The sequence below is a fragment of the Crenobacter sp. CS_VA4 genome, from assembly GCF_055597485.1.
This window is the reverse complement of sequence record NZ_JBVMAE010000008.1, coordinates 1-24,779: the sequence shown is the minus strand read 5'-3', so window position 1 is coordinate 24,779 and position 24,779 is coordinate 1. Positions and strand designations below refer to the sequence as shown.

Genomic DNA, 24,779 nt, shown 5'->3' with positions numbered 1-24,779 from the left:
TTACGACTCCCTGCTCGCGCCGGCGGCGGCGAGGCGGTTGAGATAATCCTGCCAGTAGGTTTGCTGGTTCTGGCCCAGCTCGTAGAGGTAGTCCCAGCTGTAGAGGCCGCTGTCGTGGCCGTCGTCGAACACCAGTTTGAGTGCGTAGTGGCCGACCGGTTCGATTGCGGTGATCGCGACGTGCTTCTTGCCAGTCTGCAGCACTTCCTGGCCCGGGCCGTGGCCGCGCACTTCGGCCGACGGCGAGTAGACGCGCAGGTATTCGCACGGCAGCGAGAAGTGCCGGCCGTCGTCGTAGACCAGCTCCAGCGTGTGGCTGGCGGTGAGCAGACGCACTTCGCTCGGGATCGGGGTGTTCGGGTTCAGTCCGGCCATGGTTCAGTCCTTGGAAACGTGGTCGGCGCGCTCGAGCAGCATCGCGTCGCCGTAGCTGAAGAAGCGGTATTCGTGCTCGACCGCGTGGCGGTAGGCGTTGCGGATCGTGTCCACCCCGGCGAACGCCGACACCAGCATCAGCAGCGTCGACTTGGGCAGGTGGAAATTGGTCAGCAGCCGGTCGACCACCCGGAAGCGGTAGCCCGGCGTGATGAAGATCTCGGTCTCGCCGCGGCCGGCGACCAGTGCCCCGCCCTGCGCCGCCGATTCGAGCGCGCGCATGCTGGTGGTACCGACCGCCAGCACCTTGCGGCCGGCCTGGTGCGCCGCGGCGATCGCGTCGACGGTCGCCTGTGGAATCTCGTAGATCTCGCTGTGCATCTTGTGCTCGGCGATGTTCTCGACCCGCACCGGCTGGAAGGTGCCGGCGCCGACGTGCAGCGTCACGTAGGCGAGCGTCACGCCCTTGGCGCGCAGCGCGGCCAGCATCTCCTCGGTGAAGTGCAGGCCGGCGGTCGGTGCCGCCACCGCACCGTGCTCGCGGGCGTAGACGGTCTGGTAGCGGCTGTCGTCGTCGGCATCGGTGTCGCGTTCGATATACGGCGGCAGCGGCAGCTTGCCGGACGCCTCGAGGATGTCGAACACGCTTTCCGCGTCGAGGAAGCGCAGCTTGAACAGCGCGTCGTCGCGCTCGACCATCTCGGCCTGCCAGCGACCGGCGAAGGTGATCCTATTGCCCGGCTTCGGCGACTTGCTGGCGCGCACATGCGCCAGCACCGTGTGCTGGTCGAGCACCCGCTCGACCAGCGCCTCGACCTTGCCGCCCGAGGCCTTCTCGCCGAACAGCCGCGCCTTGATCACCCGGGTGTCGTTGAACACCATCACATCGCCAGCATCTATATGATGAATGAATTCAGCGAAACCGGTGTCGGTCAGCGCGCTGCCTGCCACGTGCAGCAGCCGGCTGGCACCGCGCTCGGCCGGCGGGTGCTGCGCCACCAGATGATCGGGCAAGTCGTAGTCGAAGTCGGAAAGCTGCATGGTCAAGAACAAATACCGGATCCAAACCGCAGGATTATACCCCCGCGCGCCGGCCCCGGTCAGGATCGTGTCGCGCAGGCCGCGCTGGCGGCAGATCAAGCGGCCGTACACGGCACTGTTGGCAAAACGCCCGCACGGTGTAATATCACGCACCGACTAGTGTTTTCACTCGAAAACACCTACCCCGCCCCGCCCGGCAAGATTCCCGACATTTGATTGAATAACGGCAAACGCTAGACATCTTGCAGCGATTTGCGGCAAACTCGCCGCCATGATGAATACCGGACAGCCTAAATGACCCGGAAAATCCTGGTTCTGAATGGCCCCAATCTGAATCTGTTGGGCACCCGCGAACCCGAACATTACGGTCGCGACACGCTCGACACGATCAACGCGCGACTGGCCGCCCAGGCCGGCGCCGCCGGCTACGGCTTCGATACCTTGCAAAGCAACGCCGAACACCTGCTGATCGAGCGCGTGCACGCCGCGCGCGACGACGGCACCGTATTCGTGCTGATCAACCCGGCCGCTTTCACCCATACCAGCGTCGCGCTGCGCGACGCCTTGGCCGGGGTCAAACTCCCGTTTATCGAAGTGCACCTGTCCAATGTGCACGCCCGCGAAACTTTCCGCCTCCATTCGTATTTTTCCGATCTGGCGGTCGGCGTGATCTGCGGGCTGGGCGCTCACGGCTACGAGCTGGCGATGGCACACGCCATCCAGCTCCTGAACGCTAAAGCGGCCTGATCGAACCGAACATCCCATCCGAAGGATTAGCAATGGATTTGCGTAAGCTCAAGAAACTGATCGACCTCGTCGAGGAATCGGGCATCGCCGAACTCGAAGTCACCGAGGGCGAAGAGAAAGTCCGCATCACCCGGGTGTCGGCCAACGCCCAGGTCACCTACGCGCAGCCGATGCAATTTGCCGCTCCGGCCGCCGTCGCACCGGTCGCTGCACCGGTCGCAGAAGCCGCCGCCCCGGCCGCCGCCAACCACGCCAATGCAGTGAAGTCGCCGATGGTCGGCACCTTCTACCGTTCGGCCAGCCCGGGCGCCAAGCCGTTCGCCGACATCGGCAAGAGCGTCAACATCGGCGACACGCTGTGCATCATCGAAGCGATGAAGCTGATGAACGAAATCGAAGCCGACCGCGCCGGCGTGATCAAGGCGATCCTGGTCGAAGACGGCCAGCCGGTCGAATACGGCGAGCCGCTGTTCGTCATCGAGTAAAGTACCCGAAAAGGGGGAAGAGCGAGGGAAGACCGGCCCATCGGCCACGCGTCACCCGACCCTCTTCCCCTTTTTCCTATTGCGGGAAAAATCATGTTTGAAAAGATCCTGATCGCCAACCGCGGCGAAATCGCGCTGCGTATCCAGCGCGCCTGCCGCGAACTCGGTATCAAGACCGTGGTGGTGCACTCCGAGGCCGACCGCGACGCCAAGTATGTCAAGCTCGCCGACGAATCGGTGTGCATCGGCCCGGCCCCGTCGGTGAAGAGCTACCTGAACGTGCCGGCGCTGATCGCCGCCGCCGAGGTGACCCACGCCCAGGCCATCCACCCGGGCTACGGCTTCCTGGCCGAGAACGCCGACTTTGCCGAGCGCGTCGAGCAGTCTGGTTTCGTGTTCATCGGCCCGCGCCCGGACACCATCCGCCTGATGGGCGACAAGGTGTCGGCCAAGGACGCGATGATCGCCGCCGGCGTGCCGACCGTGCCGGGCTCGGACGGCGCGCTGCCGGACGACCCGAAGGAAATTCTCAAGATCGGCAAGAAGGTCGGCTATCCGGTGATCATCAAGGCCGCCGGCGGCGGCGGCGGTCGCGGCATGCGCGTGGTGCACAGCGAGGACACCCTGCTGACCTCGGTCGAGATGACCCGCACCGAAGCCGGTGCCGCCTTCGGCAACCCGACCGTGTATATGGAGAAGTTCCTGCAGGAACCGCGCCATATCGAGATCCAGATCCTCGCCGACGAATACGGCAACGCGATCTATCTGGGCGAGCGCGACTGCTCGATGCAGCGTCGCCACCAGAAGGTGATCGAGGAAGCGCCGGCGCCGGGCATCACCGACGAACAGCGCAAGCGGATCGGCACCGCCTGCGCCGAAGCGTGCAGCCGCATCGGCTACCGCGGGGCCGGCACCTTCGAGTTCCTGTTCGAGAACGACGAGTTCTACTTTATCGAGATGAACACCCGCGTGCAGGTCGAACACCCGGTCACCGAGATGATCACCGGCGTCGACATCGTCCAGGAACAGATCCGCATCGCCGCCGGCGAGAAGCTGCGCTACAAACAGAGCGACATCGTGCTGCGCGGTCACGCGATGGAATGCCGGATCAACGCCGAAGACCCGTTCACCTTCGTGCCGAGCCCGGGCCGGATCGACAGCTACCACCCGGCCGGCGGCCCCGGCATCCGCATCGACTCGCACATCTACCAGGGCTACAGCGTGCCGCCGCACTACGACTCGTTGATCGCCAAGCTGATCTCGTACGGCGACACCCGCGACCAGGCGATGGCGCGGATGCGCGTCGCGCTGTCCGAGCTGGCGATCGGCGGCATCAAGACCAATATCCCGCTGCACCAGGAACTGTTCAACGACAGCCTGTTCATCCGCGGCGGCACCAGCATCCACTATCTGGAAGAGTTGCTGGAAAGCACGAAAGGCAGGTAAACCATGGCTTGGCTTCAGGCCACCATCGACACACCGTCGAGCCACGCCGAGGCACTGTCCGACGCGCTGATGGACGCCGGCGCGCTGTCGTCGGCGATCGAGGACGCGCTGGCCGGCACCGACGCCGAACAGCCGATCTTCGGCGAACCGGGCGAACCGGTCGACCAGCTGTGGTCGCAGAGCCGTCTGGTCGTGCTGTTCGACGAGGCCGCCGACGTCGCGCTGATCGTCGCCGCCGCCGCCAACGCGGCCGGCATCGCGACGCCAGCGTACAGCGTCGAGCGCGTCGAGGAGCAGGACTGGGTGCGGCTGACGCAGAGCCAGTTCGACCCGATCCGCATCTCCGAGCGGCTGTGGATCACCCCGACCTGGCACGAGTCGCCGGACCCGAGCGCGGTCAACCTGCAGCTCGACCCGGGCCTGGCGTTCGGCACCGGCAGCCACCCGACCACTCGGCTGTGCCTGCAGTGGCTCGACGCCAACCTGCAAGGCGGCGAGACCGTGCTCGACTACGGTTGCGGCTCGGGCATCCTGGCGATCGCTGCGCTGAAGCTCGGCGCAGGCCACACCGTCGGCACCGACATCGACCCGCAGGCGATCCGCGCCAGCGGCGACAACGCGGCGCAGAACGGCGTTTCGGCCGATTTCTACCTGCCGGACGCGCTGCCGGTGGGCGAGCACGACGTGGTGGTAGCGAACATTCTCGCCAACCCACTGCGTATGCTGGGTGAATTGCTGGCGAGCCATGTCAAAACCGGTGGTAAAATCGTGCTGTCTGGCATTCTTGCCGAACAGGCCGACGAACTCTCGGCGATCTACTCGACCTGGTTCGAGATGGACGCCCCGGTGTTCGATGAAGGCTGGACCCGTCTTACCGGAACCAAACGCGCGATCTAGTGACCATGCTGACCACACAGTGCCCGACCTGCCAGACCCGTTTCAACGTCACCGATGACCAGTTGTCGATGGCCGGCGGGCGAGTCCGCTGCGGGCGCTGTTCGCACGTATTCAACGCCCGCGAGCAGATCGAGCAGGCCCGCCGTGACGCCGCGCTGCTAGCCGAGGCGACGCCGCGCGCCGCCGCACGGAACGACTTCGCGCTGGAGCTGCCGCCCGAGCCGGTGAGCGCTGCAGCCTCGGCCGAGCCGTTCGAATCGGCCACCGCGTTGGCCGAAGCACCGGCCGAGCCGCAGATCGACGCCGACTTCCAGCAGGCGCTGAGCGAGGCGCTCAAGCCGCACAGCGAAGTGGCCGAGCCGGAGCGCGGCGCCGCACCGGCCCGGCGCCGCCTGCAGCTGTACGACGAGGTGGCGACCGACGCGCCGACCGCCGCCGCCGACCCCGCACCGTTCGTCGCCGAGCGGAACCGCTACGAACCGAGCCCCGAGGAGTTGGAGCAACGCCTGCTCGCCGCCGAACGGCCCGAGCAACGCGAACCGCGCCGCAGCCATTTCGGCGCGCTGTTCGGCCTCTTCGCCGTGCTCGGCCTGCTGGTGCTGGCCGGCCAACTGCTCTATCTGAAACGGGTCGAGATCGCCGCGCAGGCACCGGAATTGCGCCCGATGCTGGAAGCCGCCTGCAAGCCGTTCCACTGCACCGTTCCGCAGGCGAGCGACATCCAGTACATCCGCACCGAATGGTCGGAACTGGCGTTCGTGCCGGAGCACGCCAACCTGATCCAGCTGAACGCCACGCTGAAGAACCACGCCGGCTACCTGCAGGCGTACCCGATGCTGGAGCTCTCCCTGAAGGACGCCGACGACCAGGTGCTGGTGCGCCGGGTGCTGACGCCGGCCGAATACCTGAAGGGCGACGATGCGCAGCTGGGCCACTTCAACCCGAACAGCGAGGTGAAGCTGAGCCTGCGTCTCGACGTCGGCAAGATCAAGCCGAGCGGCTACAGCCTGCACTGGTTCTACCCGTAAGCGTTCTGCACTGCCCAAGACAAAACCGGAGCCCATGCTCCGGTTTTTCATGTCCGCCATTGCCCAAATGGTGCAGCGCACGCCGGCTCGGGCCGAAATCAGCAAGGCGAGCAGCCCGCCACGACAGGCACCCCATCTGAGCAGCCACGAAAAAAAACCGGCGCCTCGCGCCGGTTTTTTCGTTGCAACGTTGGCCGAAGCGCTTCGGCCAACTTACGCCTAATCCCGCTCGGACCACAGCACCCCGGCGGTCGCCCAGTCGCTCTTCTTGATGTCTTCGAACAGGATGTCGACGGCGCCCGGCTCGCAGCCGAGCACGCGGCAGGATTCGCGGGTCAACGCCTCGGCCAGCTCCTTCTTCACCTCGACCGGACGGCCTTCGAACAGTTTGACGGTAATGGTCGGCATTATTTGCTCCTGAGTGGAAATAAAGGATTAACGATTGATCGGCATACAGCCGCCCACACAGCGAAGCAGTCCTGCTCGCCGCGCTGCCGCAGAAGTACAAGACGGCAAGGCAGCGCGACAATGCCGGGAGGGCTTTGTGAGCCGGTTCTTAGTCGCGGAAACCGGGTGACAGCCGCTCGAGCTTGCGCAACAGTGCAGGCCACTCCAGCTCGCCCTCCGGCGTGTCGCCGGGCAAGAGCTGCTGGTAGGTGCGCTCGCACACCTCGGGCGGCGGCATCACCAGCTTGCCGGCGGCCATCGCCGCCAGCTGGGTGCGGCAGGCCTTGTCGAGCGTGTCCATCAGGCAATACGCCTCGGCCACGGTGCGGCCGCACACCAGCGTGCCGTGGTTGCGCAGCAGCATCGCGTTCTTCGTGCCGAGGCTGGCGATCAGCCGGGTCTTTTCCGCCTCGGTCAGCGCCAGGCCCTCGTAGCCGTGATAGGCCAGGTCGCCGTAGAAGCGCAACGCGTGCTGCGACAGCGGCAGCAGCCCTTCGGCCAACATCGCCACCGCGATGCCGGCGTCGTTATGCAGATGCATCACGCACTGCGCGTCGGCCCGCGCCGAGTGCACCGCGGCGTGGATCACGAAGCCGGTCTTGTTCACCCGGTGCGGGCTGTCGCCGACGATATTGCCGGCGATGTCGATCTTCACCAGATTGCTGGCGGTGACCTCGTCGAACGAGAGGCCGAACGGGTTGATCAGGAAGCGCCCCGCTTCGCCCGGCACCGCCAGCGACACATGCGTGTAGATCAGGTCGTCCCAGCCGTTCAAGGCCACCAGCCGGTAGCAGGCGGCGAGATCCTGGCGCGCCTGCCATTCGGCTTCGCTGACACCGTTGTCGGCGACCCGCCCGGCGGCAAATTCCAGTTGCAGTCCGTCCTGGCTCATCGCCCCATCCTTTCTTCGGAAAATGTTTCCACTGCCGAATTATGGCACGAAGCCGGGTGGCCGGTCATCGCCGCGGCCTTGCCATTCGCCATCGGGCGGCGTAGATTTTGACCGACACAATTCATCGGATGAATTACCGAATGGCATCACCCACCCCGCGCCGCTCCCTGGTCGAGCAAGCAGTCGACCGATTAAGCAGCCGAATCAACGCCGGCGACTGGCTGCCCGGCGCCCGGCTGCCGATCGAGCCCGTGTTGGCCGAACAGCTCGGCATGAGCCGCAACACGGTGCGCGAGGCGGTCCGGGTACTCGCGTTCGCCGGCGTGCTCGAGGTGCGCCAGGGCGACGGCACCTATCTGCGCAGCCGCGCCGATGCGCTCGACACGGTGCGCACCCTGGCCGGCGCCGCGCGCGAGCATCATGCCGAGGTGCGTGCGGTGATCGAGACGCAGGCCGCGCGGCTCGCCGCCCTCCGCGCCCGCCCCGACGACGTGGAAGCGCTGTACGCGCTGCTCGACGAGATCAACGCGCTCGACCCGCAGCGCGACGCCGAACGCCGCATCGAGCTCGACATCCGCTTCCACCGCCAGGTGGTCGCGTGCGCGCACAACCCGGTGCTGCTCGAGCTGTATCGCTTCACCGGCCTGGCGCTGCGCGAACTGCTCGCCGCCTCGCTGAGCGACCCGGCCGCGCCGCAGCCTGGCGACGCGCTGCACCGGGCGATCGTCGACGCGATCGCCCGCGGCGACGGCGACGCGGCCGCCGCCGCGGTGCAGCGCATCGCCGACTACGACAACCACCTGCCCCCGTCACCCGCCTATCTGGAGACTGCATGAGCGAACTGCCCCGTGAGGCCACCGCCCCGTCCACCGTCGGCCAACCGTCCACCGCGCTGCTGCTCGCGGGCCTGCTGCTGGTCTCGCTGAACCTGCGTCCGGCGCTGTCCAGCCTTGGCCCGCTGCTGGGCGAGATCACTGCCTCGCTAGGTCTGTCGGCCGGCGCCGCCGGCCTGTTGACCACCATCCCGGTGTTCTGCCTCGGCCTGGCTGCACCGCTGGCGCCGCGCCTCTCCGCGCGTTACGGTGCCGAACGGGTGATCCTGATATCACTGCTGCTGCTCGCCATCGGCACCGCGCTGCGTAGCGTCGGTGCCACAGCCGGGCTGTTCGCCGGCACCGTGCTCGCCGGCGCTAGCATCGGCGTGGTCGGCGTGCTGCTGCCCGGCATCGTCAAGCGCGACTTCGCCGGCCGCGCCCACTTGATGACCGGGCTCTACACGATGGCGCTGTGCCTCGGTGCGGCCGTGGCCGCCGGACTGACCGTGCCGGCGCGCGACGCCGGCGGCGGTTGGCAGGTCGGTCTCGGCGTCTGGGCACTGCCGGCGCTGCTGGCCGCGGTGCTGTGGTGGCCGCAGCTGCGCCAGGCGCACGCGAACACGCGCCGCCACGGCGTGGCGCGCGGGCTGTGGCGCGACCCGATCGCCTGGCAGGTCACCGGCTATATGGGCCTGCAGTCGAGCCACGCCTACATCGTGTTCAGCTGGTTTCCGACGATGATGGTCGACCGCGGCTTGAGCCCGCTCGCCGCCGGCTGGACGCTGTCGCTATTGATGTTGACCCAGCTAGCCAGCTCACTCGGCGCGCCGTGGCTGTCCAGCCATTGCCGCGACCAGCGGCTGGTGATCGTCGCGATGCTGGCAATGTCGATGGCGGGCTTCGCCGGTGCGCTGTACGCGCCGCTCGACGTGCTGTGGCTTTGGGCGTCGCTGATGGGACTGGGCCTCGGCGGGATGTTCAGCATGGGGCTGACGCTGATCGTGCTCAGGGCACCTAACGTGCAGGTGGCGGCGCAGCTGTCGGGGATGGCGCAGGGCGCCGGCTACCTGGTGGCGTCGACCGGACCGCTGCTGGTCGGGCTCAGCCACGACCTGTTCGGCAACTGGCACGACGCCTTCGCCGTGTATCTCTTGTTCGGCGTCGGCGCGCTGCTGTTCGGCCTGTTGGCCGGACGCGACCGGCAGGTGGCGGTGACGCCGAACGAAAGCTGATTCTCAGCCCCTGGAACAACGGCCCGGCTCCTGAGGGAGACCGGGCCGTTGTTTTATCGGGTATTCAGCGCTTAGGGTTCGGCAAGGGCCAGAGCGGCGGCGGCTCGTCGGGGCTCGCCGACGGCTTGGCCACGCCCGGCGGCGCGACTTCGCCGGCCGGCCCGCTCACGACCCGGCGCGAACCGGCCTCGAGCCGCGCCAGGTTGGCGCGGATGTCCTGGCGGTCCGGCGCGATCCGCACCGCGCGATACAGCAGCAGCCGCGCGCTAGCCGCATCGCCGGCCTCGACGAGGCGCAGCGCCAGGTTGTTGATCACCGACGGGGAATACGGGTTCTTCCAGTATTGCGCCCTGGCGGCCGCCAGCGGGTCGAGCGTGTCGGCCGCGTACAGCGGCACCGCCGACAGCGCGAGCAGCAGGCCCAAGGTTGGCCGAACGAGAGATAGCGATGGCATCGGCCGGCTCCTCAGAAACTCGAGTACGGTTGCAGCGGCTCCGGCGGGAACGGCAGCGGGTTGGCCGACGGGGCGAACAGGTAGCGCAGGTACAGGCTGGCGCGACTGGGCTGGTAGTACTGCGAGTACTCGAGGTCGAAGCTGCCGCCGAGCACCCATAGTGGCGCCATCTGGTACTCGAACGCGCCGCTGAGCGAGGCGCCGCTGCCCCAGCCCGAGCTACCCGTGAAGATCGGATCGCCCGCCTGCTCCTGAAGCTGCGGGTCGGTCGGGTAATACGGCGAGTCCTTCACGCGCGAATTAGACGCCGACACCGAGGCGCGCAGCAGATAGCTCCAGCGCTCGTCTCGGCCGGCGTAGCTGACCGGCAACGACAGCGAGTTGTAGCGCTGCGGGCTGTAATAGCCGCCCTGGCCGAAGGTGAACTCGCTGAGGTTTTCCTTGTACCAGAAGTTGATCGTGTTGATCCCCACCGTCACCCGCCGGGTGTCCTCGCGCAACACCCGCCAGTACACTCCGCCCATCGCGGTGAGACGACGGTTGTCGAGCACATTCTCGCCGGTCAGCTCGTGGTAACCGAGGTTCGACCAGACTCCCAAGTCGCCGCCCTGGTCGTAGCCGAGCCCGACGCTGGCACCGGTCGCCCGCACCCCGCCCCAGGTCTTGCCGGTGCCCGGGTCGGTGGTGCCGGCGTAGGTCAGCACCGAACTGGTCAGCGGCCGGCGCGACACGTCGACGTTGTAGTTGAGCTGGCCGAGCTTGCCGTAATGTTTCACCCCGCCGACCACGTCCTGCACCGGGAAGCCGATCGGCGTGGTGCCGATGTCGAGCCGCCAGTTTTCGTTCTCGTAACCCATGCCGACCGCGACGCCGCTGGCGCTCTGCCGGCCGGCCCGCTCGGCGCAGGCGACCTTGTCGGCGCACTGCCGGATCGACCCGAAGCGGTCGCGGTTGAACGAATCGTTCGGATCGAGCGAGCCGGCGCTCATCGTCACCGGGTCGCTGCGCACGAAGAACTTGCCCTCGTGCGGACCCGGCACGTTCACCAGCAGCGGCGTCTGCACCAGCAGCAGCTGCGACTGGCCGGCCGTGCCGGTGCCGCGCACCGTCACGTCAAGTCCGGCCTGCACGTCGCCGGTACGCCGGTCGATCAGCTCGGCGTATTGCTCGTGCAGCTCGGTGTTTCCGGCCGGCTCGGCCGCGATCGGCTGCAGCGGCTGATTTCTCAGCAGTGCCGGAGCTACGCTCGCCGTCGCCCCCGGCAGCGCCGGCACCTCGGCGGCGGCCGCGGCTTGGCCGGGGATCATCAGCCGCGACAAGGCCGTGCTCGGCGGCGGCGCCTGCAGCGCCGGGGCGGGGTCCGTCTCCGGCGACGCCATCATCTCGGTCAGGTGCGGGCGCAGGCCGACCGGGGCGAAACCGGCCTGGTAGCGCAGCAGCGCCTGGTCGGGCCGATCGGCGCGCCGCGCCTGGCGGGCGGAGTAACCCCACAGCCGCGGCGTCGGCTCGCCCGCGGCGAATAGCCGGTTCACCTCCCGGTCGGCACGGGCGAGATCACCCAATGCGGTCAGCCGGTCGATCACCCGCAGCCGGAAGTCGACGCTGCGCTTGGGCGGCTCGGCCAGCAGCTGGTCGATGCCGGCGCGTGCCGCCTCGGTCCGACCGGACAAGCGGTCGACGTCGACCAGCTGCAGCCGCGCTTCGTCATCGCTCGGGTCGCGCTGCAACACCTCGTCGAGGCGCTGACGGGCATCCTGCCAGCGCCGCTGATCGAGATCGAGCGCCGCGACACTGCGCAGCAAGCGCGGGTTGGCCGGATCGGCGGCGAGCGCCGGCAACAGCAAGGCGCGTGCACGCGCGCCGTGGCCGGCCTCGCGTTCGCGGTCAGCGAGACGGACCGCCAAGGTCGAGCGCGCCGATGTCAGCGACGCCTGCTCGTCCTTGTCGAGAGTATGGGCCGGCAAGCGCTCGAGCAGCGCGCGCACCTCGTCGTTGCGGTCAAGGTCGAGCAGCAGGTCGGCGTAGCGCAGCGTCACCTCGGGCGACGGCTGCGCGGCGTAGAGGCGCTGCATCAGCGCGAGCGCCCGGTCTGTATTGCCGAGCGCCTGCCAACCCTTGGCCAGTTCGGCGAGCCGCTCCGGGTCGCCGGCCAGTTGCCGTTCGGCCAGGTCGAGTCGACGTTCGGCGCGGTCCGGCCGGCCGGCGGCGACGTCGGCCTCGGCCAGGCGCAGCGTTTCGCGCAGCCACAGCCGGCGCTGCAGCTGCCCCATGCCGGCGCTGCGCTGCGCCGGCGCGATGCGCTGCAGCGCGGCCAGCGCGGCGCGGTCGCTCTCGGCACGCGAGCTGAACAGCGCGTAGGCGTACAGCGCATCGCTGTCCGGCGCCGGCGCATCGGCCAGTTCACGCAGCAGCTTGTCGCCGCGTGCCGCTTGGCCAGCGGCGACGTAGGCGTTGGCGAGAGCGAAGCGGTTCCACGGGTCCTGCGGCATCGCCACCACCGCGCGCTGCAAGGCGGCGATCGCCTCGTCGGTGTGCCCGGCCGCCTGCAAGCGGTCGGCGCGCTCGCGCTCGACCCTTGCCTGTGCAGCCGGGTAGGCGCGGCCGAGCGCCTTGCGCCGCGCCGGGCTGAGCGACTGCAGGTAGCGGCTCGCCTCGTCGAGCTCGCCGCTGGCGAGGTACAGCCCGACCAGCCCGGAGAGCGCCGATCCGTTGTCCGGCTCGGCCGTCAGCGCCCCCTCATAGGCGTCGCGCGCCGCGGCCGGCTTGCCCTGTTTCACGAGCAGCTGGCCCTGCGCGACGCGCAGCTCGGCCGAAGCCGGTTTGATCTTTCCCGCTTCGGCCAACGCCGCCGACGCCTGCTCGAGCCGCCCGGCGGCCTCGGCCCGCTCCGCGTCGGCCAAGAGCTGCGCGAAGCGCGCATCGGCGATGCGGCGCTGCCAGCCGGCCTTGTCGCTGTCCTTCGCCGCGGCCTGCCGGTAATAATCGATCGCCTCGTCGTACTTGCCCTGCTTCTCGCGTAGCCGGCCGAGGTTGCCAAGCACGTCGACCTCGTTGCCGTAGCGCTGCCGTGCCAGCGCCAATTTGGCGTCGGCGTCGGCCAGGCGGTTCTGGTCGAGCAGCCGGCCGGCGTCGAGCCGGGCGCGGTACGCCGGGTCGGCGAGCAGCGCGCGCTGTTTGGCGGCCGCGTCGTCGAGGCTGGCGAGCTTGTCCTTCACCGCGTCGTCGTCCGGCACCTCGCGCAGGTAGGAAGTGAACGCGTCGCGCTGCAGCGAGCCGAGGTCTTCCTGCAACAGCGCGCGGCGCCAGATACCGAGCGCCTGGCTGCGGCTGTCCGGATGGACGCTGAGCGCCTTCAGTTCGGCCAACACCGCCGGCGGGGCCGGCGGCTTGTTCAGGTACAGGTCGGCCAGCGTCAGCCGGTAGCGGCGGTTGTCGGGGTTGGCCGCGACCAGCGCGGCGAGGCCGGCGCGGGCGCGCGCCCAGCCGTTGTTCGGGCTGCGCGCCACCAGCTGCCAGTATTCGATCGCCGGCTCGCCCTCGGGCGGGCGGCCGCCGTACAGCGCGTCGAACGCCGCGATCGCCGCGTCGATCTGGCCGCTGCGCGCCAGCGCCCGGGCGGCCAACAGCTTGCCCTGATCGGCACCGGCCAGGCGCTGCTGCTGCTCGATGCGGGCGATGCCGTCGTAGCCGGGATAGAGCCGCTTCAATTTCGCCAGCGTCGCCGCCGCCTCCTTGCCTTGGCGGTTTTTCAGCTGCAGCAGCGCGAGCTGGGTCAGGCCCTCCGGGTTGTTCGGCGCGATGCGCAGCAGCTTGTCGAGCGCCTGCTGCGCCAGATCGTTGCGGTTGAGCCCCTGCCAGAGACGCGCCTGGTCGAGCAGCGCCTGCACCGGGTCGACCGGCGACGGTGCGGCGAAGGCGGCCGGCACGGCCGCCAGCGCGCTCAGGACGAGGAGCGGGGCGAAGCGGGACATGCCGTCTCCCAGCGCGGTCGGACTTCGCCGTACCGGTTGAACGAATAGCGCTGCTGCTGCCAGCCCAGGCCGAACAGCGACAACACATGCTCGTAGTAATTCTGCGGCCGTTCGGCCAACGGCTGGGCGGCGAGCCGGGTCAGCTGCTCGTCGACGGCGTTCTTCTGCCCCGACGCCGCCAGGAACGGCAGCAGCGCGACCGAGAAGCCGACCGGCCCGACGTCGGCGCCGGCCTGGCCGCTGACGGTGTCGACCTCGGTCGGCGGTGCACCGCGCTGCGCGACCAGCGTCCCCATCGGCGACAGCCACTTCAAGAGCCGCACGCGTCCCGGTAGCTCGGGCGCCAGCATGCCGGCCCAGGTGTAGACGCGGATCGCGTCGTAGCTGCCCACAGCTTTCGTCTGGGTATCCGGCACGAAGCCTTTGCCTGTCCGGTAGCCGCCCCAGTCCGGCGCGAAGCCCCTCGGCGCGCTCTTCAGGATCAGCTTCTCGGAGCTCGCGAGCAGCTTGGTCCAGCCCGAATCGGGCATCGCCCGTGCCATCCGCTCGACCAGCTGCAGCGGCACATAACTCGGGTTCAGCCGCCACAGTGTCGGTTCAGGATGGAAGCCCTTTGCCCCCGGCAGCAGCGTCAGTCCGAGGCCGGGCAGTTCGGCGGTCTCCTCGCGCAGCATGCGTTGGCCGAGCAGCTTGCCCAGCGCCGTATAGCGCGGCTCGCGCCACAGCCGGCCGGCCTCGATCAGGCTGTAGGCGATCCACAGGTCGGAATCGGACGCGCTGTTGGCGTCGATCACGTTCCAGCTGCCGTCGGCGCGCTTGCCCCACTGCCAGGCGGGCAACCGCGCGGTCAGGTCGCCGCCGGCCAGGTTGTCGCGGGTCCAGCCGAGCACCTGCTCGAAGGCGGCGCGGTCGTTGGCGACCAGCGCGAAGAACAGCGCGTACGACTGCCCCTCCGAGGTGGTCTGCAGGTTCTCGGTGCTGCGGTCGATCACCCGGCCGCCGTCGGACAGGAAGCGCTGCTTGAAGGTGGTCCAGTCCGGCCAGTCGCCGCACGGCGTGGCGGCCTGCGTCGCGCCGGCGAGGCACAACAGGCCGACGGCGAACCAGTGCTTGCTCAATCTACGCATCATTTCTCTCCCAGCCGGCGTGCGGTCACCGCTTTCAGTAGTCGCAGGATCGCGAAGGCGAAGGTGCACACCGCCAGCACCGCCATGATCGCCAACAGGATCGGCCGCTCCGACAGAAAGAACCACACCCAGGTCCACAGCGGCAGCTTACCGACCTCGTAGGTCGGGCCGACCAACTGGCTCTCGACGGCGTCGGCGCGGATCAGCACCGCGCTGCCGTGCATCGCGGCAACCTTGCCACCGTCGTCGAGCGCGTCGAGCGCCTGGCCGAGCGCGCCCGGCTCGGAACCGGTCACGAGCACCACGCTGCGCCCCTTGGTATACGGCGACTCGAAGCCGAGCAGCGCCGCCATCTTGCCCTGTGCGCGGATCTGCGCCTGGCCGAGGATGGCGGTGTTCGGCTTAGCGTCGGCGCTGAGCCAGGCGAACGCCGAGTTGGCCGAATAGGCACTGTCGGCGACGCGCCGGTCGCTGCCGTCGATCGAGGTCGGCAGCCGGTCGCGCCAGGCCTGCAACAGCGGCTGCTGCGCCGCCGCGCCGATCACCAGCAGGTCGGCATCCTTCACCATGTCGATCTGCGCCGGCGCCACCAGCCGATAGCGCAGGGCCGGGTAGCCGGTCGCCTCGCCCATCCGGCCGAGCAGCGTCAGCATCGCCTCGATGTCCGGCGCCGACGGCTTGGCCGGCACGACCAGCGCGCTGTTTGAGAGGTCGGCGTACTTGGTGAACGGGTAGCCCGAGTTGGCGAAGAAGCCGAGGTTGGGCAAGGTGGTGTAGTGCGGGTAGCCGCTGAAGTCGATCTGCGAATCCGGATCGATCGCGGCGCGGAAGTTGTCGTTGGAGCTGCTGTTGCAGTTGCCCTCCTTCTGCAGCACGAATGAGTACTGGAACTGCAGCTGGTTGCGGCTGCCGACGCGGAACGCCGGCAGCAGCACCTCGTTGCCGCCGCCGAGCAGGCCGTCGTCCAGCAGCGGCAGGCGCAGCGACGACTGCTCGCCGCCTTGCCCGGCCGGGCGCAGGTTGAAGCTCTGCACGAAGTTGTCGTTGATCGCCACCGACAGCCGCGAGCCGTCGAGCTTGGCCGGTGCGGTGTAACGGAACTTCAGCGCGATCGGGATGCCGCGGCTGCGCCAGGTGAACAGGTCGGCCGGCACGCGCAGGTTGACGCGGACCTGGTCGGGCTGCTGACCGGCCACCTCCAGCTCCTGCTGGCTGCCGACCAGCTCGCCGAACTTGGTCGGCCTATCGAGCCGCACCCAGTTCGGTGCGTCATAGGCCTGGCGCGGCGCGTCGAGCTTGACCGAGCCCACCGTCACCTGTGAACCGGTCATCGCCGCCTGGCCGAGCACCAGCGCGTCGGCGGCGAGCTTCAGGTCCTTGTCGTCGCGGCCGAGCACCAGCAGCAGCTTGCGCTCGGGCCGGTTCGGGTTGGCGATGATCGCCACGGTCGGCGCGGTGACCTGCGGGTACTTGGCGAGGAAGCCGGGCCGCTGGCCGTTGGTGGCGAACACCACCGCGTGCTGCGCCGTTGGCAGGCTGTCGAGCAGTGTCGGGAAGCGCGCACCGCGCCAGCCGGCGGCGGCGCCGAACCAGGAGGACAGCTCGCCGGCCGCCTGCAAGGTGCCGAGCGTGGGTTGGCCGGCGAACACGAACGGCAGCGTCAGCCGGGTGAAATCGCGCTTGTCGAAGAACGGCTCGGGGAAGCGTGCCAGGTCGTTCACCAGCGGCAGCGACTGCGCGGTCAGCACCAGCTCGCTGGTATTGCTGATCTGCGCCCACAGGCTACTGTGCGCCGGGTCCTCGCACTGGTTGGTGTAGTGGCCGATCAGCCGGAACTGCAGGCGGTTGAAGTCGGCCAACAGCCGCGAATCGAGCGGCAACTCGAGCAGCTGCGGCGTGCCACCCTTGTCCTTGGGCAAGGGCAGCACCGCCACCACCTCGTCGTTGAGCATCACCTTGATATGCGACAGTTCGGCCAACATCGACGGCGAGTAGGTATAGCGCAGCCTGAGCTTGGCCTGGGTGATCACTTCGTCGCTGCGGCTACCGAAGTTGATCCCGGCGATGCCGTTGCCGCCGCGCAGGCTGAGCGGCGACTGCGCGCCGAGCTGGCGGAAGCTCAGCGTGCGAGTGCTGATCAGCGGCTTGGCCGAAGCCGTCGCGGCGAGCGGCGCGCGCCCGGCCGTGCCGGCGGAGAAGTCGGGCAGCGTGGCGGCGGACAGCGGGCCCGCCACCGTCAGCGCCAAGAGGGGGATGAGCACGGGACGCGTCATGATTTTCCTTCTATCAGGAGGGCCGGCTGGCGCGGCAGCAGGCTGGCGAGCCGGCGGGCCAGCCGCGCCAGCCGGGATGGCAGCGGGTCCAGGTAGTCGAGCACCTGCGCAAACAGCAGGCGGAAGCCGTCCCGGCCGAGCCGGAAGATGTCGCGCAGGCCGTGCATCGGGGTCTGCTCGGGCGCACGCGCGTTGTCGCTGAGCCAGGCGTCGGCGCGCGCGAAGGTGCATTGCACCAGGTCCATTTCCTGCTGGCGGCTGAGCGCGGCAAAGCGCAGGCTCAGGCGGTTACCCTTGGCGAACACGGTCAGGCACGGGAAGGCGAAACTGCGGCCGCTGCGGCGCAGCGACACGCTGATCGGCGTGTCCGGCGCCAGCTTCAGCGCCTGCGGCAGCTCGATCGCCATGCCGCCCTCGGAGTAATCGAGGGTGTGGCACGGCAGGCACTTGCCGTCCGGCAGGTGCAGCGTCAGCGGCAGGCGGGCGTGCACCCGGTGCGTCACCCGCACCTGGCGCGACTCCTTGGCCACCGCCAGCGCGGCGCCGAGCAGGAACAGGTTGTAGCCGGTCCACGCCATATTCACCAGCACCGTGCCGATCTCGTCGTTCGGCCCGGTCAGCAGGCGGTAGCCGCCGGCGAACAGGCCGAACAGGTTCAGCGACATCAGCACCAGGTACGGCTTGGTGATGTTCCAGTCGAAATAGCTTTCCTCGACGATGCCGCCCTTGGCGGTGACGTTGAACTTGCCGAGCTTCGGGAACAGCAGCGCGATGGTGGTCGGCAGCGTGATGTACCAGGCCAGCACCGTCTCGTAGATCTCGCCCCAGTACGAGCGGCGGAACTGGCCGTGCATCCGCGAGTTGGTGATGGTGGCGAACACCATGTGCGGCAGCACATACAGCACGATCGCCATCGCCGGCGCGTAGATGGTGTAGGCGTGCAGCAGCAGGAACGCCAGCGGCGCGGTCAGGAACACCGTGCGCGGGATGCCGTACAGGAAATGCAGCATCGCGTTGCTGTAGCACAGCCGCTGCGCCAGCGACAGACCGCGGCCGAACATCGGGTTGTCGGTGCGGAAGATCTGCGCCATGCCGCGCGCCCAGCGGATGCGCTGGCCGATGTGCGCCGACAGGCTCTCGGTGGCGAGGCCGGCGGCCTGTACCAGGTTGAGGTAGGCCGAACGGTAGCCGCGGCGGTGCAGTTTCAGCGAGGTGTGCGCGTCCTCGGTCACCGTCTCGACCGCGATACCGCCGATCTCCAGCAATGGGCCGCGGCGCAGCACCGCGCACGAGCCGCAGAAGAACGTCGCGTTCCACAGGTCGTTGCCGTCCTGCACCCGGCCGTAGAACAGCTCACCCTCGTTCGGCACCTTGCGGAAGGTCTGCAGATTGCGCTCGAATGGGTCGGGCGAGAAGAAATGGTGCGGCGTCTGCACCAGCGCCAGCCGGGTGTCGGTCAGGAAGCCGCCCATCGTCACCTGCAGGAAGGAGCGGGTCGGGATGTGGTCGCAGTCGAAGATCGCCACGAACTCGCCGTCGGTCAGCGTAAGCGCGTGGTTGATGTTGCCGGCCTTGGCGTGGTTGTGACGCTCCCGGACGATGTAGCCGACACCGATCTCGTCGGCGAACCCGCGCACCTCGTCGCGGCTTCCGTCGTCGAGGATATAGACGTTGAGCCGGTCGCGCGGCCAGTCGAGCGCCAGCGCGGCGTAGACGGTCGGCTTCAGTACCCGCAGCGGCTCGTTGTAGGTCGGGATGAACACGTCGACGCTCGGCCAGCAGACGGGGTCGGCCGGCAGCACGACGACCTTGCGGCGCAGCATCCACGACGATTGGAAGAAGCCCAGCAACAGCACCAGCCAGGCGTACAGCTCCGCGCCGAGCAGCACCACGCCGGCGATCAGGTTCGCCACGCTGTCGTCGTTGATCGTCGAGGTGGCGCGCCACCAGATGTAGCGGGTCGACACGGTAATCGAGAATACCATCAAGATCAGCGTCGGCACCGGCCCGGGCACCCGGCGCACCCACAGCGCCACCGCCAGCAGCAGCACCACGAACAGCGCCTGCGAGGCGACGTCGAACGGTGTGGTGATACACACCAGCGCCAGCAGCACCGCCAACGCGTAGCAGGCGTAGCGCGCCAGCCAGTGGTCCCAGAACGGGTGCAGCGCCGCCTGCTCGACCGAGCCGCGCAGCCGGGTGCGATCGAGCAGCGCCGGAAAGCGCCGCAGCGCCCACGTCTTGGCGCGCTGCCAGCCCAGGCGCAGCGCCCCCTCGACATGGCGGCGCTCCTGCCAGCGACGCCGCGGCAGCGCGCGGCGCAGGTCCGGCCCGTGGCGGGCTTCGCCGGGGAGGCGCACCAGCAGCAGCCACAGGCACTGCAGCACGATGCGCACCGGGTCGGCCGGACGCAGCCGGTCGAAATCCACATGCGGAAAGTAGTGGCGGGCGCGCCGGCCCCAGGCCTGCCAGCCGTCGGCCGGCGGGACCAGGAACAGGCTGAGCAGCACGGCGCCGAGCGAGCGGGCGTCGTCGGGATGACGCACCCAGCCGCTCGCCAGCAGCCAGCGCGACCAGCGACCGCTCATCGCGACCTCGCGCCGGCTTCCAGCCGGATCGACAACCAGGTCGCCAGCTGGCGGAAGTCGTCAGCCGCCTGGCTGTGCGGCGCGTAGTCGGCGACCAGCTGCTGCATCGCCAGAGCCTCGCGCACCGCCTCGTCCCGGTGCAGCGGCAACGGAGCCAGCCGTTCGGCCAACATCTCGCGCAGCAGCAGCTCGACGTCGCGGTCGAGCTGGCGGGTCGGATCGAAACGGCTCAGCACGAACAGCAGCCTCTCCGGCGCCACGCCGTGCTGTAGCAGCTCGGCCTCGACCTGGCCGAGCAGGCCGCAGGACAGCGGCTCCGGCGCCAGCAACACCAGCACCTGGTCGGCCGCGGCCAGCGCCTGAGCTCGCGCGCCGCCGGGCGCGCTCGGCGTATCGAGCAGCAGCCGGCTGCCGGCCGGCAAGTCGAGGCTGGCCAGCTCGCCGGCCAGCCAGCGCGACTCGCCCAGAACCGCTGCGGAAGCGTCATCGGGGGACAGGCCGTGCGGCACGAAGGTGAGCCCGGTGGCAGTCCGCCAGGCGGCCTCGCTCCAGTCGTGCCCCACCGCCAGCCGGGCATGCCAGCCGTCGGTCTCGTGCCAGTCCTGGCCAAAATGCAGGCGCAGCAGGTTTTGCCGGCACAGGTCGAGCGCCAGCACCGCCTGCTGCTGGCGAGCCCAGGCACCGGCGAGCCCGGCCACCACGGCCGTGCTGCCGGTGCCGCCCTTGGCGCCGGTTACCGCGAGAATCGACACGTTCGCCCCCCTTCTGCCGCCAAGCGCTCGGCGGCCTCCTCGCCCCGCATCAGGTCCGCTCGGCCGCCGCCGGCTCAACCGGCGCCTCGGCGCGGATCGACTGCAGCAGCGGCCAGCGCTGGCACGCCGCTTCGGCCGCTTCGCTCAGCCGCAGCTCCCGGAAACGGAACTCGGGCTGGTGGAGGTGGGTGTACAAACGACGAATATCTTCTTGCATGATCAACCTTGCCGGCCGCACGTCGGCGTGCCCGGCTATTCAATATACTGTTTAAACTGAAGTCATTAGAATTGTAACGTTATCGCCGATCGGCCGGCCGTCTGGCCGTCCGGCGGTAGAAAACTCGCTGGTCAGGCGAGAACGAAGCATAATCTCTTTAACGCAAACATCATAATTAATATTACATTGAAAGTGTTTTAGAATTTCCACCGCAATCGCATAAAATTAGCCAACATTGATATTCCAGTCAAATCATTGTGCCGGTCGTCTAGCTTCGCAGGGCCACCCGACCACCGCTAAATCAAGGATCCATCCGCCGTGCCCGTGATACGGCGTCACCGACATGCAGACTCTACCAACGCTTGGCATCACCGGACTCGATCCGGCTGCGGCCAGCCTCACCGCCGGGGCCGTCTACCTAGTCGCGAGCGAGACGGCGCTGCTCGCCCGCGCCCTGCTGTTCGGCAATCTGCCCGGTGGCGGCGAACGGCCCTTGCTGTGCGTCAGCCGCGCCGATCCCGCGCTGCAGCCTGACACCGCGCGACTCGACGAGCGCCTGCGCACCGGCAGTGCGGCACTGCTCTCGCCGTTGCCGGCGGGGCGCGACCGCACCGGTCGGCTGACGCGCCAGTTGGCCGAACTCGCCGACTACCGCCACCGACTGCACCCGGCCGGCGGGCCGATGCTGCTGGTGCTCGACGACGCCGAAGACTACTTGCCGCTCGAGCACGGCCCCGCCGCCCAGCGCGAACTGCAGCGCTGCCGGCACTGGGCCGCCGAGACCGGCCATACCCTGCTGCTCGTGTTCGCCGCGCAACGCCTCGACCTGCCGCAGCTGGCGCTGCTCAGCCAGTTGGGCGCCGACTGCGCCGGACTCGCCTTCGGCCAACAGTCGTGGCAGGGCCACTATACCTGGCAGGTCGAACACTGGCAGGGCAGCGACGCGCTGTCCCTGCCGACGCCGTTCCCGCTGACGCTGAGCGCCAATGGCCGGCTACAGGCCGACACCACATCCGACGCAGATCAGCCGACGCCGGCACGTGCGGCCAGCGACCGGCAGCGGGTGCTAGCCACCCGCGCGAGCCTGCCAGACTACGCGGCGCCGTCGGCGCACTGGCAGCTATTCGACAACCGCGCCGCGCTACTCGACGCCGCCGACAACGCCGTGGCCGCCACCGTGCTGCTCGACGCTGCCGACAGCGCCGAGCTGGCCGAAACGGTACACCGGCTACGCCTGAGCCGCGGCAAGCAGCTGAAGATCCTGGTGCGCGAGGTCGGCAACAGCCGGCTGCGCCACAGCGACGAGCAGCTGCTGCTGAATCTGGGCGCCAACGCCGTGCTGCCGGCCGAATTGGGGCTGACCAGCGTGCTCAGCCTGGTCGGCGCACTGCAGCAGGCGGTCTATCAGGGCCGGCTCGACGGCGAAAGCGGCACACTGCAAGCGGCCAGCCGCCCGGAAACCGACCGCGGCTACCTGCCGCCGGCACGCTTTGCCGCGGCGGTCAGCGCGACCGTGGAGCGCAGCCGCACCATCGGCATCCACAATGTGCTGATCAGCCTGCGCCCCGCGCCCGGCGCCAGCCCGCTCGACATGCTGTGGCTGTGCCGCTTCAAGCGCGCCGGCGACCTGTGCAGCGCCGACCGCGACCATGTCTACCTGTTCCTGTTCGCCTGCCGCGACAACGACGTCGACACCGCGCTAAAGCACCTGTTCCGGCTGCCGGTCGGCGAGCTGTTCGAGGGCGAGGTACGCAGCCCCGACCCGGACAGCATCCGGCTCGCGCTCGAGCAGTTCCGCGGCCAGGCCGGCTTCGCCAACCTGCCCGACCTCGGCGTCGCGATCGCCGAACAACTGCCCTCCCCCGCGCTGCTACGGGCCGTGCCGCTAGTCAAGCCGTGGCAAGAGCCGCCGACGCCGGCCCCACTGGTCCGCCTATCCACTTCGCAGCGGAAGTCATGACCATGCTGAACCCCGAATTGAGCGCGCAACAGTTCCTATTGCTCGTCACTGCCCTGGTCTGCCTGATCGCCGGCTATGCGCTGCACGCCAGGCTCTTGCCATGGCTGAAGGCACGGTGGCGGCAACGGCGCAACGCACTGCGTTACTTCGAACCCCACCCCTACCTGAACCAGCTGGCGGCGCGCAACGACGCGACGCCGGCCAGCACCGACCGCCATCATGACTAGTGCCCCGCCCCGTCTCGCTCCTGCTGCCCCGCCCCGCTCGACCGGGCTCGGTGCCTGGAGCATCTATTTCATCGCCAAGCTGCTGCTGTTCTGGCAGGGGTTGCTCGGCTTTCACCCGCTGCCCAACCTCGCCTTCGCGTTGCTGTTGCTGCTGCCGGTGGAAGGCCGGGTCAAAATCTGGCTGCGCAACAGCCTCGCCATCGTCGGCGCCGCGGCGCTGCTCTACAACGACTCCTTCTTGCCTTCGTTCACCCAGACGGTAAGCCAGCTCAAGGTGGTCCAGGGCTTCAGTCTCAGCTACCTGTTCGAGCTGGCCGGCCGCGTCATCAAGCCGGACGCGGTCGCACTGTTGGTGGTGCTGGTGGTCGGCTACACGCTGCTGTCGCGCTACCTGCGCCTCGGCACGCTGGTGATGCTGGCGCTCGTCGGCGTCAGCGGATCGCAGCTGTGGGCGACGTACCGACCGGCGCCCGCCGCCGTGGTCGCCGACAACGGTGCGCCGGCCGCGGCCAGCGGTGGCCGCCAGTCGCTCGACGACAAGCTCGCCGCCTTCTACAAGAGCGAGGGCCAGCGCGCGGTGGCGTTCAACCTACCACTGGCCGACCCGGGTTTCGACATCCTGCTGATCCACATCTGCTCGCTCGCCTGGGACGACCTGCGCTACGTCAAGCTCGACAACCACCCGCTACTGTCGCGCTTCGACTTCCTGTTCACCCATTTCAACTCGGCGGCCGCCTACAGCGGCCCGGCGGCGCTGCGGGTACTGCGCGCCAGTTGCGGCCAGCCCACCCACACCGCACTCTACGACAGCGCCTCGCCGCAGTGCTTCCTGTTCGAGGATCTGGCCAAGCTCGGCTTCAAGACCGAACTGACACTCAACCACGACGGCCACTTCGACGACTTCCTCAAGCTGCTCCGCAACGAGGGTCGGCGGAACCTGCCGTTGATGTCGCAGAAGGGGCTGAAGGTCGCGCAGACCTCGTTCGACAACTCGCCGATCTACGACGACTACGAGGTGCTCAACCGCTGGCAGGAACAGCGCCAAGCCGACACCGCCCCGCACGTCGCCGCCTATTACAACACCGTCAGCCTGCACGACGGCAACCGGGTGGTCGGCGCCGGCAACCTCAATAGCCTGGACAGCTATCACCTGCGCGCCAATACGCTGTTCAACAACCTGAACCGCTTCATCGACCAGTTGGAGAAATCGCACCGCAAGGTGATCCTGGTGATGGTGCCGGAGCACGGCGCGGCGCTGCGCGGCGACAAGCTGCAGTTCTCCGGCCTGCGCGAGATCCCGACCCCGGCGATCACCATCGTGCCGGCGGCGATCAAGGTGATCGGCGGCAGCGCCACGGTCGGTCAGGTGAAGGTCGACCAGCCGACCAGCTACCTGGCGGTGTCGGCCATCCTGTCGAAGATGGTGAACAAGAGCCCGTTCGGCGCCGACTATCAGCCGGGCAACTACCTCGACCAACTGCCGACCACGCCGTACGTGGCCGAGAACGAGGGAACGGCGATGCTGCAGGATGGCTCGCGCTACATGATGCGCCAGCAGGGCAGCGACTGGACGCCGTACCCGGTCGGCCAGTGATCCCACACCGGCAACGACAAGCCGGCCCGCAGGGGCCGGTTTTTTCATGTGCGGTGCGATCAGCGACAAGCCTGACCGATCCGACGCGCCAACGCAAAAAGACCGCAGCACAGGCTGCGGTCTCTTTGAAATTCTGGTGGCCAATCTCGGAATCGAACCAAGGACACACGGATTTTCAATCCGTTGCTCTACCAACTGAGCTAATTGGCCA

Annotated in this window: 21 protein-coding genes and 1 tRNA gene; 10 read left to right on the top strand and 12 right to left on the bottom strand. The window is 68.5% G+C overall.

Annotated features, from left to right (window positions below; translation table 11 throughout):
* Both ACZ2IA_RS09385 and queA read right to left on the bottom strand, forming a co-directional pair.
* The gene (locus ACZ2IA_RS09385) at positions 1–375 is read right to left on the bottom strand and encodes a gamma-butyrobetaine hydroxylase family protein (protein ID WP_470292312.1); all 375 of its coding nucleotides are present in this window, start codon (positions 373–375) and stop codon (positions 1–3) included.
* A 3-nt stretch (positions 376–378) separates the two neighbouring features.
* Positions 379–1,416: a tRNA preQ1(34) S-adenosylmethionine ribosyltransferase-isomerase QueA gene (gene queA / locus ACZ2IA_RS09380; RefSeq protein WP_470292461.1), complete on the bottom strand. Its 1,038-nt coding sequence runs from the start codon at positions 1,414–1,416 to the stop codon at positions 379–381.
* A gap of 294 nt (positions 1,417–1,710) precedes the next feature.
* Between queA and aroQ the strand changes: the two genes are divergently transcribed.
* From aroQ to ACZ2IA_RS09355, 5 genes are all read left to right on the top strand, one after another.
* Positions 1,711–2,163, top strand: a complete 453-nt coding sequence (gene aroQ / locus ACZ2IA_RS09375; RefSeq protein ID WP_470292311.1) for a type II 3-dehydroquinate dehydratase — start codon at positions 1,711–1,713, stop codon at positions 2,161–2,163.
* 32 nt (positions 2,164–2,195) lie between these two features.
* Positions 2,196–2,648: an acetyl-CoA carboxylase biotin carboxyl carrier protein gene (gene accB / locus ACZ2IA_RS09370; protein ID WP_470292310.1), complete on the top strand. Its 453-nt coding sequence runs from the start codon at positions 2,196–2,198 to the stop codon at positions 2,646–2,648.
* A 93-nt stretch (positions 2,649–2,741) separates the two neighbouring features.
* Positions 2,742–4,094, top strand: coding sequence for an acetyl-CoA carboxylase biotin carboxylase subunit (gene accC / locus ACZ2IA_RS09365; RefSeq protein WP_470292309.1), 1,353 nt, complete (start codon positions 2,742–2,744; stop codon positions 4,092–4,094).
* A gap of 3 nt (positions 4,095–4,097) precedes the next feature.
* On the top strand, positions 4,098–4,991 hold the full coding sequence (gene prmA / locus ACZ2IA_RS09360; protein WP_470292308.1) for a 50S ribosomal protein L11 methyltransferase: 894 nt from the start codon (positions 4,098–4,100) through the stop codon (positions 4,989–4,991).
* Between the two features lie 5 nt (positions 4,992–4,996).
* Positions 4,997–6,019, top strand: a complete 1,023-nt coding sequence (locus ACZ2IA_RS09355) for a DUF3426 domain-containing protein (RefSeq protein ID WP_470292307.1) — start codon at positions 4,997–4,999, stop codon at positions 6,017–6,019.
* Positions 6,020–6,238: 219 nt separating this feature from the next.
* Here the strand turns inward: ACZ2IA_RS09355 and ACZ2IA_RS09350 are convergent, their stop codons facing one another.
* Together ACZ2IA_RS09350 and ACZ2IA_RS09345 are read right to left on the bottom strand one after the other, a co-directional pair.
* Positions 6,239–6,427, bottom strand: coding sequence for a 4-oxalocrotonate tautomerase (locus ACZ2IA_RS09350; RefSeq protein ID WP_470292306.1), 189 nt, complete (start codon positions 6,425–6,427; stop codon positions 6,239–6,241).
* A 148-nt stretch (positions 6,428–6,575) separates the two neighbouring features.
* Positions 6,576–7,358: a class II aldolase/adducin family protein gene (locus ACZ2IA_RS09345; RefSeq protein ID WP_470292305.1), complete on the bottom strand. Its 783-nt coding sequence runs from the start codon at positions 7,356–7,358 to the stop codon at positions 6,576–6,578.
* 140 nt (positions 7,359–7,498) lie between these two features.
* Between ACZ2IA_RS09345 and ACZ2IA_RS09340 the strand changes: the two genes are divergently transcribed.
* Both ACZ2IA_RS09340 and ACZ2IA_RS09335 read left to right on the top strand, forming a co-directional pair.
* Positions 7,499–8,194, top strand: coding sequence for a FadR/GntR family transcriptional regulator (locus tag ACZ2IA_RS09340; protein ID WP_470292304.1), 696 nt, complete (start codon positions 7,499–7,501; stop codon positions 8,192–8,194).
* Positions 8,191–9,405 (top strand): CynX/NimT family MFS transporter, encoded by a 1,215-nt coding sequence (locus ACZ2IA_RS09335; RefSeq protein ID WP_470292303.1) that lies wholly within the window; start codon positions 8,191–8,193, stop codon positions 9,403–9,405. The genes ACZ2IA_RS09340 and ACZ2IA_RS09335 overlap by 4 nt, the downstream gene beginning before the upstream one ends.
* Positions 9,406–9,469: 64 nt before the next feature.
* On the opposite strand, the gene ACZ2IA_RS09330 is transcribed toward ACZ2IA_RS09335, so the two are convergent.
* Genes ACZ2IA_RS09330 through bcsR form a run of 7 tightly spaced genes read right to left on the bottom strand, consistent with a single transcriptional unit; the run spans position 9,470 to position 20,787 of the window.
* Entirely contained in the window at positions 9,470–9,859 is a 390-nt protein-coding gene (locus tag ACZ2IA_RS09330; protein WP_470292302.1) for a hypothetical protein, read from the bottom strand.
* A gap of 11 nt (positions 9,860–9,870) precedes the next feature.
* Positions 9,871–13,830, bottom strand: a complete 3,960-nt coding sequence (locus ACZ2IA_RS09325) for a cellulose synthase subunit BcsC-related outer membrane protein (protein WP_470292301.1) — start codon at positions 13,828–13,830, stop codon at positions 9,871–9,873.
* Positions 13,800–14,960 (bottom strand): cellulose synthase complex periplasmic endoglucanase BcsZ, encoded by a 1,161-nt coding sequence (gene bcsZ / locus ACZ2IA_RS09320; RefSeq protein ID WP_470292300.1) that lies wholly within the window; start codon positions 14,958–14,960, stop codon positions 13,800–13,802. Before bcsZ ends, ACZ2IA_RS09325 begins: the two co-directional genes overlap by 31 nt.
* The gene (gene bcsB, locus ACZ2IA_RS09315; protein WP_470292299.1) at positions 14,957–17,230 is read right to left on the bottom strand and encodes a cellulose biosynthesis cyclic di-GMP-binding regulatory protein BcsB; all 2,274 of its coding nucleotides are present in this window, start codon (positions 17,228–17,230) and stop codon (positions 14,957–14,959) included. Before bcsB ends, bcsZ begins: the two co-directional genes overlap by 4 nt.
* Positions 17,227–19,818, bottom strand: a complete 2,592-nt coding sequence (bcsA, locus tag ACZ2IA_RS09310) for a UDP-forming cellulose synthase catalytic subunit (RefSeq protein ID WP_470292298.1) — start codon at positions 19,816–19,818, stop codon at positions 17,227–17,229. The genes bcsB and bcsA overlap by 4 nt, the downstream gene beginning before the upstream one ends.
* Complete coding sequence (bcsQ, locus tag ACZ2IA_RS09305; protein ID WP_470292297.1) at positions 19,815–20,570, bottom strand: cellulose biosynthesis protein BcsQ; 756 nt, start codon at positions 20,568–20,570, stop codon at positions 19,815–19,817. Before bcsQ ends, bcsA begins: the two co-directional genes overlap by 4 nt.
* 49 nt (positions 20,571–20,619) lie before the next feature.
* Positions 20,620–20,787: a BcsR/BcsP family cellulose biosynthesis protein gene (gene bcsR, locus ACZ2IA_RS09300; protein WP_470292296.1), complete on the bottom strand. Its 168-nt coding sequence runs from the start codon at positions 20,785–20,787 to the stop codon at positions 20,620–20,622.
* Between the two features lie 343 nt (positions 20,788–21,130).
* Between bcsR and bcsE the strand changes: the two genes are divergently transcribed.
* From bcsE to bcsG, 3 genes are read left to right on the top strand one after another with little or no spacing between them, the layout of a single operon-like run.
* Complete coding sequence (bcsE, locus tag ACZ2IA_RS09295; RefSeq protein WP_470292295.1) at positions 21,131–22,747, top strand: cellulose biosynthesis protein BcsE; 1,617 nt, start codon at positions 21,131–21,133, stop codon at positions 22,745–22,747.
* A 2-nt stretch (positions 22,748–22,749) separates the two neighbouring features.
* Positions 22,750–22,974: a hypothetical protein gene (locus ACZ2IA_RS09290; protein ID WP_470292294.1), complete on the top strand. Its 225-nt coding sequence runs from the start codon at positions 22,750–22,752 to the stop codon at positions 22,972–22,974.
* Entirely contained in the window at positions 22,967–24,568 is a 1,602-nt protein-coding gene (gene bcsG / locus ACZ2IA_RS09285) for a cellulose biosynthesis protein BcsG (protein ID WP_470292293.1), read from the top strand. Before ACZ2IA_RS09290 ends, bcsG begins: the two co-directional genes overlap by 8 nt.
* Positions 24,569–24,702: 134 nt before the next feature.
* Here bcsG and ACZ2IA_RS09280 read toward each other — a convergent pair.
* Positions 24,703–24,778, bottom strand: a tRNA-Phe gene (locus tag ACZ2IA_RS09280).
* Position 24,779 lies beyond the last annotated feature (1 nt).

Coding starts and splice junctions, on each gene's coding strand:
- ACZ2IA_RS09330 (WP_470292302.1), bottom strand. CDS start 9,859: ATGCCATCGCTATCTCTCGTTCGGCCAACCTTGGGCCTGCTGCTCGCG.
- ACZ2IA_RS09350 (WP_470292306.1), bottom strand. CDS start 6,427: ATGCCGACCATTACCGTCAAACTGTTCGAAGGCCGTCCGGTCGAGGTG.
- bcsG (WP_470292293.1), top strand. CDS start 22,967: ATGACTAGTGCCCCGCCCCGTCTCGCTCCTGCTGCCCCGCCCCGCTCG.
- ACZ2IA_RS09355 (WP_470292307.1), top strand. CDS start 4,997: ATGCTGACCACACAGTGCCCGACCTGCCAGACCCGTTTCAACGTCACC.
- bcsZ (WP_470292300.1), bottom strand. CDS start 14,960: ATGATGCGTAGATTGAGCAAGCACTGGTTCGCCGTCGGCCTGTTGTGC.
- queA (WP_470292461.1), bottom strand. CDS start 1,416: ATGCAGCTTTCCGACTTCGACTACGACTTGCCCGATCATCTGGTGGCG.
- ACZ2IA_RS09335 (WP_470292303.1), top strand. CDS start 8,191: ATGAGCGAACTGCCCCGTGAGGCCACCGCCCCGTCCACCGTCGGCCAA.
- ACZ2IA_RS09340 (WP_470292304.1), top strand. CDS start 7,499: ATGGCATCACCCACCCCGCGCCGCTCCCTGGTCGAGCAAGCAGTCGAC.
- bcsE (WP_470292295.1), top strand. CDS start 21,131: ATGCAGACTCTACCAACGCTTGGCATCACCGGACTCGATCCGGCTGCG.
- ACZ2IA_RS09345 (WP_470292305.1), bottom strand. CDS start 7,358: ATGAGCCAGGACGGACTGCAACTGGAATTTGCCGCCGGGCGGGTCGCC.
- bcsA (WP_470292298.1), bottom strand. CDS start 19,818: ATGAGCGGTCGCTGGTCGCGCTGGCTGCTGGCGAGCGGCTGGGTGCGT.
- prmA (WP_470292308.1), top strand. CDS start 4,098: ATGGCTTGGCTTCAGGCCACCATCGACACACCGTCGAGCCACGCCGAG.
- aroQ (WP_470292311.1), top strand. CDS start 1,711: ATGACCCGGAAAATCCTGGTTCTGAATGGCCCCAATCTGAATCTGTTG.
- accB (WP_470292310.1), top strand. CDS start 2,196: ATGGATTTGCGTAAGCTCAAGAAACTGATCGACCTCGTCGAGGAATCG.
- ACZ2IA_RS09385 (WP_470292312.1), bottom strand. CDS start 375: ATGGCCGGACTGAACCCGAACACCCCGATCCCGAGCGAAGTGCGTCTG.
- ACZ2IA_RS09325 (WP_470292301.1), bottom strand. CDS start 13,830: ATGTCCCGCTTCGCCCCGCTCCTCGTCCTGAGCGCGCTGGCGGCCGTG.
- accC (WP_470292309.1), top strand. CDS start 2,742: ATGTTTGAAAAGATCCTGATCGCCAACCGCGGCGAAATCGCGCTGCGT.
- bcsB (WP_470292299.1), bottom strand. CDS start 17,230: ATGACGCGTCCCGTGCTCATCCCCCTCTTGGCGCTGACGGTGGCGGGC.
- bcsR (WP_470292296.1), bottom strand. CDS start 20,787: ATGCAAGAAGATATTCGTCGTTTGTACACCCACCTCCACCAGCCCGAG.
- ACZ2IA_RS09290 (WP_470292294.1), top strand. CDS start 22,750: ATGCTGAACCCCGAATTGAGCGCGCAACAGTTCCTATTGCTCGTCACT.